General features: G+C 70.6%; 11 protein-coding genes. 5 read left to right on the forward strand and 6 right to left on the reverse strand.

Annotation, left to right across the window (positions count from 1 at the left end; all coding sequences use genetic code 11):
* Positions 1-20 precede the first annotated feature (20 nt).
* Positions 21-935 (reverse strand): aminoglycoside phosphotransferase family protein, encoded by a 915-nt coding sequence (locus ID574_RS13440; RefSeq protein WP_188189119.1) that lies wholly within the window; start codon positions 933-935, stop codon positions 21-23.
* Between the two features lie 385 nt (positions 936-1,320).
* On the opposite strand from ID574_RS13440, the gene ID574_RS13445 reads away from it, so the two are divergent.
* From ID574_RS13445 to ID574_RS13455, 3 genes are all read left to right on the forward strand, one after another.
* Positions 1,321-1,707 carry a hypothetical protein gene (locus tag ID574_RS13445; RefSeq protein WP_188189120.1) on the forward strand — a complete coding sequence of 129 codons (387 nt, stop codon included), beginning with the start codon at positions 1,321-1,323 and terminating at the stop codon, positions 1,705-1,707.
* Between the two features lie 275 nt (positions 1,708-1,982).
* The gene (locus tag ID574_RS13450) at positions 1,983-2,693 is read left to right on the forward strand and encodes a hypothetical protein (protein ID WP_188189121.1); all 711 of its coding nucleotides are present in this window, start codon (positions 1,983-1,985) and stop codon (positions 2,691-2,693) included.
* A gap of 186 nt (positions 2,694-2,879) precedes the next feature.
* Positions 2,880-4,082 carry a sialidase family protein gene (locus ID574_RS13455; RefSeq protein WP_188189122.1) on the forward strand — a complete coding sequence of 401 codons (1,203 nt, stop codon included), beginning with the start codon at positions 2,880-2,882 and terminating at the stop codon, positions 4,080-4,082.
* A 127-nt stretch (positions 4,083-4,209) separates the two neighbouring features.
* On the opposite strand, the gene ID574_RS13460 is transcribed toward ID574_RS13455, so the two are convergent.
* Positions 4,210-5,088, reverse strand: a complete 879-nt coding sequence (locus tag ID574_RS13460) for a 1,4-dihydroxy-2-naphthoyl-CoA synthase (RefSeq protein WP_188189123.1) — start codon at positions 5,086-5,088, stop codon at positions 4,210-4,212.
* Positions 5,089-5,133: 45 nt separating this feature from the next.
* Positions 5,134-5,466: an ArsR/SmtB family transcription factor gene (locus ID574_RS13465; RefSeq protein WP_020542962.1), complete on the reverse strand. Its 333-nt coding sequence runs from the start codon at positions 5,464-5,466 to the stop codon at positions 5,134-5,136.
* Between the two features lie 87 nt (positions 5,467-5,553).
* Between ID574_RS13465 and ID574_RS13470 the strand changes: the two genes are divergently transcribed.
* Positions 5,554-5,724 (forward strand): DUF3073 domain-containing protein, encoded by a 171-nt coding sequence (locus ID574_RS13470; RefSeq protein ID WP_188189124.1) that lies wholly within the window; start codon positions 5,554-5,556, stop codon positions 5,722-5,724.
* On the opposite strand, the gene ID574_RS13475 is transcribed toward ID574_RS13470, so the two are convergent.
* Positions 5,687-6,967, reverse strand: a complete 1,281-nt coding sequence (locus tag ID574_RS13475) for a cytochrome P450 (RefSeq protein WP_188189125.1) — start codon at positions 6,965-6,967, stop codon at positions 5,687-5,689. The genes ID574_RS13470 and ID574_RS13475 overlap by 38 nt on opposite strands.
* 66 nt (positions 6,968-7,033) lie before the next feature.
* Between ID574_RS13475 and ID574_RS13480 the strand changes: the two genes are divergently transcribed.
* Positions 7,034-7,630, forward strand: a complete 597-nt coding sequence (locus ID574_RS13480; RefSeq protein WP_188189126.1) for a TetR/AcrR family transcriptional regulator — start codon at positions 7,034-7,036, stop codon at positions 7,628-7,630.
* Here the strand turns inward: ID574_RS13480 and ID574_RS13485 are convergent.
* Positions 7,620-8,522 (reverse strand): alpha/beta fold hydrolase, encoded by a 903-nt coding sequence (locus ID574_RS13485; RefSeq protein ID WP_223166647.1) that lies wholly within the window; start codon positions 8,520-8,522, stop codon positions 7,620-7,622. The two genes, ID574_RS13480 and ID574_RS13485, sit on opposite strands and share 11 nt — an antisense overlap.
* Positions 8,523-8,576: 54 nt before the next feature.
* Positions 8,577-11,753 (reverse strand): LuxR family transcriptional regulator, encoded by a 3,177-nt coding sequence (locus ID574_RS59650; protein ID WP_223166648.1) that lies wholly within the window; start codon positions 11,751-11,753, stop codon positions 8,577-8,579.
* Between the last annotated feature and the right edge of the window lie 40 nt (positions 11,754-11,793).

Below are 11,793 nucleotides of genomic sequence, written 5' to 3' on the forward strand. Positions count from 1 at the left end.
CTTCAGGTCGGCTGACGGACTCAGATCCGCTGGCGGACGGCCTCGGCCACGGTGAGGCCGATCTCATTGAGTTGGCGCTCGCCGTCCTCCACGTCCCACAGGGCGTTCTGCAGCACCCGGCCCAGCGTCCAGCCGGCCGCCCGCTGCGGGTCGAGGCCCAGCCCGTCGACCATCACATCGAAGCGGCGCAGCACCGCCCTCGGCACGTCACCGGTCGCGACCACGTCGTCCCACCGGTTCCACAGGGCGGGCGCCAGGTCGAACCCCGGGTCGCCGGCCAGCGGCTTGGGGTCGATGGACAGCCATGGCTCCCGGTCGGCCGCCAGCACGTTGTCGTAGTGCAGATCCCAGTGCAGCAGCCGGTCGCCGGGCTCGGCGACGAGTTCGGCGACCGCGTCCGCGCACCACCGCAGCCAGTGGCGGTCCCGCTCGCGCGGTAGCTTCGTGACGGCCTCGGGCACGTCGTCGAGCATGGCCTGGGCGATGTCCCCGAGGCGGCGCATGCCATCAGGCGCGGGATGGGCGACGAGCCGGGCGAGCAACTCGGTAAGGATCTTCAACGCCCCGATGTCGTCGGGCATCGCCGACAGCGGGCGGTCGGCGTGCAGCCGTTCCAGCAGCAGGGTGCCGGTCTCGGGGTCGGAGTCGAGCAGCAGGACCGACGCGTCCCCGTCCCACGTGCGCAGTCCCATCGCCTCGGTGGTGTTCTCGTCGGTGACGGGCTGCAGCTTGAGCGCGGCCTTCGTCCCGTCCGCGCGGATCACGGGCAGCACGAGGGACACCACGCCATGCCCTGGCTCGCCGTCGAGCCGCAGGTCCCATTCCTCCAGGTACCGCTCGGCCAGCGCGGGAAGCCCGGCCGACCAGGCGCGTCCGGCCTCCCCTTCGTACTTGATGTGTGATTCCGTCAACGCCTCCGGCACCTTGATCCTCATGTCTCCAGTCTGCCCTGGGGCAGGGGGCTAGGGCTTCCTCTTATCCACGCCCTGCGGTGCCGCGTGGCGCTGCGCCGCCGTAGATTCACGCCGTGGGTCCAGACCGAGACCTCACGTTGACAGGATTTGCCGGTAAGTGACCGCGAGCTTACGGGAAAGGAAAATGTGCCGCTACACTGCGGTTTCCTTTCCTGCTCTGCTGGATGTGCGGAAAGCCCCGCCATACCGCCGACGGTCAACCTTGCCTACCGCAGCCGGTTGACAGCGGCAGATCGGCTACCGCATTCGTTCGAGCGGGAGGTCGACTTCGAGTTTGATTTCAAATCATCAAATTTTGCCTACCTTGAGGAGCGGCCCATCCTGCCTTGAGCGAAAGGATTCCATCGTGAAAGTCAAACGTGTCCTCGCCGCATGCGCGCTTTCCGGCGCCGCGGCACTGGGCGTCGTAGTCACGGCACCGCCCGCGCAGGCGGACATCTGGCTGTACGAGTGGCGGGACTTCGACTTCGCCGGCGGAGACAAGTGGTTCGACTGCTGTGACCGCGACTTCTCCAACGACACCTTCGACAACGGTCGTCCGCTGGACAACCAGGTCACCTCGATCGAGAACTACCCGATCGAGGCCAATGAGTGGAGCCAGGTGCTCAACCTCTACCGCAACCCCGGCTACACCGGCTGGATGCTCGATCTCGGGCCGGATGAAAAGGTCGCCGATCTGGGCGCCCTCGGCCTGAACAACATGGCTTCCTCGGTGCGATACGAGACTCAGTAGCCGAGCCCGCGGTTCCGGCCGCCCCTTCCCGCCGTCCCGGCGGCGGGAAGGGGATCTTCAGGAGGTTCTCTCAGGTGCGTTTCTTTCACCCTCGGTTTTTCCTGCGTCCGCGTATCGTCATCGGCTTCGGCCTGGTCGCGACGGCCGTCTTCGGCTGCCAATCCTCACCCGCGGAAAATGGAGAGCCGCCCATCGCCGTGTCCACTCCCCGCAGCGACCGGGAAATCCGCCTGCCGTTGGACGGTTACTATGCCACGCCGGAGCAGACACTTTCCATGAGACGGGCCCACCGGCTGCTGCTGGCCTCATGTATGCAACGGTTCGGATTCCGCTGGAACGCCCCGGAGCCGCAGCCGTCCACATTCATTCCCCGGCTGTATCGCAGATTCCTCTACACGCCTCCCGACCAGGCGGCGGAATATGGGTACCACCGTCCCGACCATCTGAAGGACGAGCCCGCCAACGATAACGGCCAGGGAGCCAAACCCTCACCCGACCAGCAACTGGTGCTGTCCGGGCGGGGCGCGAGCTCACTTCGCGGCACGCCCATCCCAGAGGGCGGGTGCTACGGGGAGGCCGACCGCAAGCTCGCCACAGGCGCTCCGCACGCACCGGACGACGTGATCGCACGGCTCCACCTGGAATCGACCCGGCGCGCCGAGGCCGACAGCCGCTTCAAGGCGGTCACCACCAGGTGGAGCGCCTGTATGAGGGGGCAGGGGTACGACTACCGCTCGCCCTCCCACGCCAACGACGATCCGCGCTGGTGGTCGGGGAAGACCGCCACACCCGACGAGATCGAGGTCAGCCTGGCCGACGTGCGCTGCAAGCAGCAGGTGAACTACCTCGGCGTGGCCGCGGCGGTCACCGCGGCGTACCAGCAGCGGCTGATCGAGGACAACGCCGAGGTGGTGCGCGCGTACCGCAAGGCGCTGGATGTCCAGGTCCGCAACGCCGCGCGGGTGCTCTCGGGCGCGCTCTTCTAAGGCATTGACGGCACTATCTGGACGAGAGCCCGGCCCGACCATACCGCTCGGGCTGCCCGGCTCGGCCTACGCTCTGCCGATCGGGCCGGAGGCGCCGGCACATCGGTGGATTCGACAATCAAGGTGGAGGTACTCGTGCGGTTATCTCGGACAATTCGGACGATCGGGGCTGGGGCCACGGCGGTGATGGCGTCGGTCGTCCTCACCGCCTCTCCCGCCGTCGCCGACCAGGCGCCGACGTACACCTTCCACACGCAGTCCCTGTGGAAGCAGATCGTCACCCAAGACCCGAACACCGGCGAGCGGCAGGAGACCTGCTTCCGCCTGCCCGCGGTGGTGAAGACCAAGCGCAACGTGCTGCTCGCCTTCGCCGAGCGGCGGAACAAGTCGTGCGCCGACCACGGCGTGTTCGACGTGGTCATGCGGCGCTCCCTCAACAACGGCGTCGACTGGGAAACCAGCCGGCCGGTCGTGCCGAGCAAGCCGGGGGAGGTCCTGCAGGGCAACGCGACGGTGGTGGCCGACCTGGCCGATCTGCCGGACGACTCCCAGGAAGGCAAGGTGTTCCTGTTCACCACCTCCGAGCCGGCCGCGGACCGGACCACGCCGCGCAAGCCGGCGGTCCGGGTCAGCGCCGACGACGGGAAGACCTGGTCGGCGCCGACGGACCTGTCGAACGTGATCAAGGCTCCGGCGGGGGCCGCCGACTGGTTCGCCACCGGCCCGGGACACGGCATCCAGAAGGCGCGCGAGCCGCACAAAGGACGGCTGGTGGTGCCGGTCTACTTCGCCGTCGGCGACCGGCAGAGCGTCAGGCTGATCTACAGCGACGACCACGGAGGGAACTGGCGCATCGGCGCCACCGCCACGTACAGCAAGTCAGTGCTGAAGCTCAGTGAGCCGACGCTGGTCGAGCAGACCGACGGCGGCATCCTGGTGATCGCCCGCAACGGTGCGCTCGACGAGCCCACCTCCGTGCAGGGGATGGCCCGGGGCGTCAGCCGCGACGGCGGCGACACCTTCCACGGCGACTTCCGCGTCGACACCTCCATCACCGCCCCGCCCACCCACCCGTCCACGCTGCGCCAGCGCTGGGGCACCAGCTCGTACAGCCGCATCCTGCTCTCGGCCCCCGCCACACCGAAGACCAACAACAACCCCCGGGGCATGAACGTGCGGTCGTCATTCGACGAGGGCACGACGTGGCGCGACTACAACGGCACCCTCAATCCCAAGGGCGTGCGCATCGACGACGACTTTGCCGCGTACTCGGACATGGTTCTGATCGGCAACGGCGCGATCGGCGTGTTGTACGAAGCGGGCGAGAACCGCTTCCGCGATGAGATCCGCTGGAACTGGTTCTGGGAAAGCGCCCTCGGCCTCCCCTAGCGCTCCAGAAGAACGAGCCCCAGAGGGACGTCAGAGCCGCTGGAGAGGCGATCACGCGAAATGTGGGCCTGGACCCTCACCACCTCCGCGGTGTCCCGGAGATCGGCGGGCGGGTGCGGGGGCCGGGTCAGTAGTGCCAGGGGAAGGGCGACCAGTCGGGGGCGCGCTTCTCCAGGAACGAGTCGCGCCCCTCAGCGGCCTCGTCCGTCATGTACGCCAGCCGCGTCGCCTCGCCCGCGAACACCTGCTGCCCGACCAGCCCGTCGTCGATCATGTTGAAGGCGAACTTGAGCATACGCTGGGCCGTGGGCGACTTGCCGTTGATCTTGCGGGCCCACTCCAGGGCCGTGGTCTCCAGCTCCGCGTGCGGCACCACGGCGTTGACCATGCCCATGCGGTGGGCGTCGGCCGCTGTGTAGGTGTCGCCGAGGAAGAAGATCTCGCGGGCGAACTTCTGCCCGACCTGCCGCGCCAGATAGGCCGAGCCGAAGCCACCGTCGAAGCTGGCCACGTCGGCGTCGGTCTGCTTGAAGCGGGCGTGCTCAGCGCTGGCCAGCGTGAGATCGGCCACGACGTGGAGGCTGTGGCCGCCGCCCGCGGCCCAGCCGGGCACCACGCAGATCACGACCTTGGGCATGAACCGGATCAGGCGCTGCACCTCCAGGATGTGGAGGCGGCCGGTCGCGGCCGAGCCGTCGGCGTACTGGTAGCCGTCTTTGCCCCTGATGCGTTGGTCGCCGCCGGAGCAGAAGGCCCAGCCGCCGTCCTTGGGCGAGGGGCCGTTGCCGGTGAGCAGCACGCAGCCCACATCGGTGGTCTGCCGGGCGTGGTCCAGGGCGCGGTAGAGCTCGTCGACGGTCTGGGGGCGGAAGGCGTTGCGCACCTCGGGGCGGTTGAAGGCGATGCGCACCGTGCCCTGGTCCAGCGCCCGGTGGTAGGTGATGTCGGTGAAGTCGAATCCCTCGACCGCCTGCCACGCCTTGGGATCGAACAGCTCGGAGACCATGGGACCGAGCCTAGTGGATCTGCCCTCGGCGCCGGCAGGCGTGCGCTACGTCACCTCGGCCCGTAGCTCCGCCAGGAGTTCGCCCTGGTCGGCGAGCATGTCGGTCAGAATGCGGCGGGCGGCCCCGAGCAGGTCGGCCAGCTCGGGTGTGGCCAGTGTGTAGACCACGGTGCTGCCCTCGCGGATGGCGCTCACGATCCCGGCCCTGCGCAGGACCGCGAGCTGCTGGGAAAGGCTCGACGGCTCGATGTCGATCTGGGCCAGCAGGTCCCTGACGGGTAGCGGGCCTTCCTGGAGTAGCTCCAACACTCTGATGCGAGCGGGGTGGCCGAGCGTTCGGAAGAAGTCAGCCTTGGCCTGATAGACCTCCACGTGCATACAGCCCAGACTAATCTAGTTGAGTTGCATAATTCTTCAAGTCGTAACGTTGTTGGATAGCATGACAGCGGGGACTAGGGAGTAGCCATGGGCCGAGGAAGAGCCAAGGCGAAGCAGACGAAGGTCGCTCGCCAGCTGAAGTACGCCAACCACAACATCGACTACGACCGGCTTCGCGAGGAGCTCGGTGCCGACACGCGGCGCGAGGAGATCTACCCGTCTACGGCGTCCGAGCAGGAGTCCGAGCGCGCGCAATGACGCGGGTCAGCTTCGCGGGGGCCAGGGTCACGTTCTTCAGCCGCCTGGCCTCCGGCGCCTGATCGGGCGCCGTGAGCTCCAGGCGATGGAGCACCTCGCGAATGATGACCCGCATCTCCAGGAGCGCCAGCTGCGCGCCGACGCAGAAGCGCCGGCCGCCGCCGAACGGCATCCATGCCCGGCTCTGGTGACCGTCCAGGAAACGTTCGGGGCGGAACTCGTCAGGGGCGGGGAACGCCGCGGGATCGCGGTGCACGAGCGGGATGTACGGCCCGGCGTACCAGCCGGCCGGGATCTCGTGTTCGCCGAGACGGAGTGGGGCGTCGAGCAGGCGCGGCGCCTCATAGACGACGGGCCGGACGCGTAGCACCTCCTTGACCACCGCGTCGAGGTAGGGCTCGTCGTCCGGCAGCCGTTCCATGGCCTCGGGCATGCGCAGGAGCCGCTCGAAGGCCCAGGCGAGGCCGGTCGCGGTGGTCTCGTGGCCGGCGATCAGCATGGTGACCAGCTCGTCGCGGATCTCCCGGTCGCCCAGGCCGGTCTCGAGCAACCTGCCGAGCACGTCGTCGCCGCCGGGTGTGGCGCGCCGGCGGCGGATCTCGTCGAAGAGGATCGCGTCGACCTGGGCGCGCAGGCGGACGAATTTCCCGTACGCCAGGAAGGGCGTCCTGGCCGCCACACCACGCAGCCGCGCCGGGAGCATCGCCAGCTGCATGGAGCCGCCGGTCTCGATGAGCTCGGGGAGCAGCGCCCGCAACCGGCCGACCCGTCCGGCGTCCCTGATGCCGAAGATCAGCCTGATGATGATCTCCAGTGTGATGTCCTGCATGCGCTCGCGCAGCGCGAACGGCCTGCCCAGCGGCCAGGTCGCTATCTTCTCTGCCGCGATCGCGGCGATCTCGTCGCGGTAGCCGGCGACCTGCTTGGCGCGTAGCGGCGGGTTGAGCAGCTTGCGGTGCCGCCACCACTCGTCGCCGTCCAGCGTGAGCACCGAGTGCTTGCCGACCATGTGCTCGAGGAAGTCGCGCCGTGCCTCGCCGGCGCGTCCGCCGTCCTGGTCGGTCTGGTAGATCTGCCCCGCGAGCTCGCCGGTGGTCACGTAGACCTCCGGCGCGTAGCCCGCGTACCGGACCGTGAAGATCGGCCCGTACCTGCGATGAAGGCTTTCCAGCATGCCTGGCGCGTCCCGAATGAACCACGCCGTCTGCACCAGCGCGGGGAGCCTCGGTCCCGGGGGAACCATGTCGACCTCCTGTTGATGTATATACGTACGTCATATACGTTCGTATACATCAGTACCATGGATCGCGTGGCGCGAACAGAGGCCGGTGGATACCGGGAAAGACTGCTGGCGGGCGCGGTCGCCTGCCTGCGGGACAAGGGCTATGCCCGCACGACCGCACGAGACCTGGTCGCCGCATCCGGCACCAACCTGGCCTCCATCGGCTATCACTTCGGCGGCAAGGACGCGCTGCTCAACGAGGCCATAGCCGCCGTCTTCGACCAGTGGGTCGAGCGGGTCGAGCGATCGTTGTTCGACGCCGAGCTGGGCACGCCCAGGCAGATGCTGGAGCGGGCCATGGCGGCGCTGATCGACGTGTTCGAGGAGCTGCGGCCGGAGCTGATCCTGTGCATCGAGGGCTACCCGGCGGCCCTGCGCGAGCCCGTGCTCCGGCAGAAGCTGGCCGAGGCCTACGCCCGCACCCGGCAGGTCGGCGTCGACATGATCCGGCGCGCCGCTGAACGGCTCGGCGTCGAGCCGCCGGCGTCGCCCGAAGTCCTGGTGTCGGTGCTGGTGGCGATCTCGGATGGGCTGATGCTGCAGTGGCTGCTCGACCCGGCGAGCACACCCGACGCCCGCCAGGTCGTGGATGCGCTCGCCGCCCTCGCGGCCTTCACCGCGTAGTGTGCCGGACGATGGCGGTGGCCAGCTGCTCGTACCGCTGGGGCGGCAGGAGGTGCCCCATCCCCTCGATCATCAGCAGTTCCGCGCCCGGGATCCGCTCGGCGATGATCGCGCTGTGACCGGGCTTGGCCGGCTCGTGCGTGCCCTCGATGACCAGCGTCGGCGCCGTGATCCGGCCCAGCACGTCGTCCGCCGGCTCGAAGTCGGGGCAGGCGGCGTGCGCCAGGCGGTGGTTGACCAGGGACGACAGGTCGCGGGCCCGCTCCAGCACCCGTTCCTGCAGCCGCCGCTCCGCGTCCTCGTCGAACGGCAGCCCGATGCCGTGCAGCACCCGCGCCTCCTCGATCATGCGCTCCACCTGCTCGCGCCGGTCGGCGGGCGGCGGTGCGGCGATCGCCTTCTGGAAGTGCGCCACGAACTCCGGCCGGGGCGGCGGCAGGCTGCCCTCGGGTTGCGGCTGCCCGGTGAGCGCCCGCATGATCACCTCGCCCTCGCGCCCGCCCAGCGGCGATGAGCCGATCACGGTGAGCGTGCGCACCCGTTCCGGGTGATCGGCGGCGATGAACTGGCCGAGCAGCCCGCCCGCCGAGTGACAGACGAGGTGCGCGCTGTCCAGCCCGTACGCGTCCATCACGCGCAGCACGTCGTCCCTGATGTCGTGCCACGTGTACGGCTGCTTCGCGAAGTCGAAGGTGGCCGACTTGCCGGTGTCGCGGTGGTCGTACCTGATGACCCGCCGGCCCGCCGCGACCAGCCGCCCGACGAACTCGTCCGGCCAGAGGACGCCCTGCGTCATCGAGCCCATCACCAGCAGGATCGGCGGATGCGTGACGTCCCCGAACTCCTCGGTCCACAGTTCCACGCCGTCGATGTCGATCATGTTCGTATGCATGGCTCAAGCGTGCCCGAGGCGGCTACTGACGCCTTCCGTAGGACTACTGGTGTTTCAGAGCAGCCGGGCCAGTTCAGTACGGCTCGTGATGCCGAGCTTGGGATAGATCTTGTAGAGGTGGTACTCGACGGTACGCGGGCTGAGGAACAGCCGTGCCGCCACCTCCTTGCTGGAGGCGCCCTCGGCCACCAGCCGCGCGATCCGCAGCTCCTGCGGAGTGAGCGCGGCGAGCGCGTCGCTCTCCGGCCTGGCCGGGGCCTCGCCTGCCGCCCGCAGCTCACCGTGCGCTCGGTCGGCCCATGGCCTGGCGCCGAGCCGCTCGAACGTCTCCAGCGCCGCACGCAGGTGGTGGCGGGCCTGGCCGGGGTGTTGCGCGCGGCGCAGGCGCTCGCCGTACAGGAGCGCCGTGCGCGCCCTCTCGAACGGCTCGCCATGCCGGCGCAGAGCCTCCTCGAACAGCTCGGCGCCGCCGCCCACGAGGGCGTGGCAGCGGGCGAGCAGCGCCTGGGGCTCGTCCGTCGTGGCGTGTGCCGACCAGCGCTCATACGCGGCCACCGCCTCCTCGGCAGCCGCCTGCTCGCCTGCCGCCACGGCCGCCTCCACCCGGTCGGGTGTGGAGCGCCAGACCACCGTCGGGTGCCCGGCGCCGGGACCGGCCGCGGCGACGGAGGCGAACCTCGCGTGCGCCGCCGCGTACCGTCCCATGCCCAGGTCGAGCATCGCCAGCGCGTACGCGGCCACGCCCGCGCGCAGGCCGATGCGGTGTGGGATCGCGATGGCCAGCGCCTCCTCGGCCTGGCGGCGACACTGCTCCTCCTCGCCCCGCAGAGCCGACACCACGGCCAGGTTGGCCAGGTGGGCCGCGACGGAGTTCGTGTACCCGGCCTCGCGCGCCAGCTCCAGGCCCTCCTCCGCGATGGCGGCGCTCTCGGCGAGCCTGCCCTTGATCCGCTCGGCCGTCGAGACGAACTCCAGCACGATCGGCAACTGCCCCACCATTCCGGAGACTCTGGCGGCTCGTCCGGCCCGCTCGGCCAGCTCCGCGGAGACGTCGGCCTCTCCCAGATAGCTGGCCGCCGCCGACGCCCACAGCAGCTCCGCCGCCCCGGTAAGCTCGTCCGCTCCGGCCAGCGCTCCGCGGAGCAGGTCGCGGCCGGTGCCGTCGTCCAGCATGGCGCCGATCCCGGCCACCACGTCGCGCAGGAAGCCGGGCGGATGTTTCGCGGCCCGCCGCCCCAGCTCCACGATCGCGGCCACGTCACCCACGTAGCTCGCCGCCTCGGAGGCGTCGGCGAGCATCTCGATGCTCCGGCCCGCCGCCAGGATCCGCACCGCCTCCGCCGCGTCCCCGGTGGTCAACTCGAACCGGCCCCGTAGCTGCGCGATCTCCTCCAGCAGTCCGGTCCACCCGCCGCTCGGCACGGCCCTCCGCCCGTCGCCCGGGACTTCTCCTGGCCCGTCGCCTGGGACTTCTCCTGGCCCGTCGGCCGGAGTGGCGCGTGGTGTGTCGGCAGGAGCGGATGCTGGCGCGTCGGTCGGCGCGGCTCCTGAGGCATGGACGGTCGCGGCCTCAGCCGCCTGGCCGCCTTCCGGCGCGTCGGTCCGCGCCCCGTGCCCCGGCTTTGGCGTCCGGCGCTCGGCAGGCTCCATCACCCGGGCAGGCCCCGTCACCTTGCCAGGGGTGAGGGTTGCCTCGGGGTGGGTGGTGGGGGCGGTGGCTTCGGCAGAGTCGGCGGCTGCGGTCGCCTTGGCGCGGGTGGTGCGAGTGGGCCGCGTAGCCGGGGCGTGGGAGCCCACTGCCGGGGCGGGAGGGCCGGCTGCCGGAGGGCCGGCTGTCGGGTGGCTTTCCGCGAGTCCGTGAGGCGTGGCCAGGTCGCGCGCCTCGGCGAGGTGGCTTTGGGCCTGGCCGGGACGGCCGCCGAGCCAGGCTGCCGTGGCGGCGTCCTTCAGGCGTTCCGCTCGGAGGAGCGGGTCGGGGGTGAGTTCGGCCGCTCTGGCCAGGGCGGTCGCGGCGTCGCCGTACCCGCCTCTCGCCTGGGCCCGCCCGGCGGCTGCGGCCAGTTCGGCCGCCGCCTTCTCGTCCTTGCCCACCGTGGCGGCGGCCAGGTGCAGGGCGCGCCTGTCGTCGCCCACGAGCTCGGCCAAGGTGGCGTGGGCGGCGCGGACCTGGACGGAGGTGGCGGCGGCGTGCACGGCCGACCTGACGAGCGGATGCCGGAACCGGATCAGCCCACCCGACACCGTCACCAGCCCGGCCGTCTCCACCTCGTGCAGCACCGACTCGGCCCCGGGCCCGGCGAACCCCGGCTCGAGGGCGGCGGCGCGGAGGACGAGGGCGAGGTCGGCCTCCAAGGACGCGAGCAGCAGGATGCGGCGTGCGCCCGGGGACAGCCGGGCCACCTGATCGCCGAACAGCTGGTCGCCGCCCGGCAGGGGATCCGGCAGCGGTGCGCGGCCGGCGAGTTGGTCGGAGGACAGCGACGCGGCGATCTCGCGGAGGACGAGCGGGTTTCCTCCGGTCAGTGTCGTCAGCTGTGTCCTCACCTCAGGGGCGACGGTGACCGCGGCGTCGAGGAGCCGTGCGGCACTCGGCTCGTCCAGGCCGCCGATCCGCAGTTCGGGAACGCCCTTCAGCACGGCGTCGCCGCGTACGGCCATGAGCATCGCGACGCACTCCGTCCGCAGCCGCCTGGCCGCGAACAGCAACGCGTCCGCCGAGGCCCGGTCGAACCACTGCACGTCGTCGACCAGGCACAGCAGCCCGCTCGGCGCCGCCGCCTCGGCCAGCAGCGACAGGACGCCCGCCGACACCAGGAAGCGGTCGGAAGCGGGCGCGGCGGCGGACAGGCCTAGTGCGCCGGACAGCGCGTCCCGTTGCGGCCCGGGCAGCGCGTCCAGCAGGTCGATCACCGGATGGAGCAACTGGTGCAGGGTGGCGAAGGCCAGATCGGACTCCGACTCGATCCCGCTCGCCCGCAGTACCCGCATCGCCTCGACCGGAGCCCCGCCAGGCGCGCCGCCCCCACGTCCGGCGAAGGACCTGGCGACTGTGCTGTCCTTCCGCTCGGGCGCCGGATCGGGGGCGGTGGCCAGGGAAGCCGCCAGGTCCAGCAGGGCCGACTTGCCGATGCCGGGCTCGCCGCGCAGCGCCAGGGCGCGGCCCTCACCGGCGCGGGCCGAGGCGAGCAGGGCCTCGATGGCGGCGGTCTCCGTGGCTCTGCCGTACAGCACGAAAGGGAACTGTATAGGGCATTCGGGCGGGGCCGTGACT

It is taken from the genome of Nonomuraea sp. SYSU D8015 (genome assembly GCF_008065375.1).
Lineage (GTDB): Bacteria > Actinomycetota > Actinomycetes > Streptosporangiales > Streptosporangiaceae > Nonomuraea.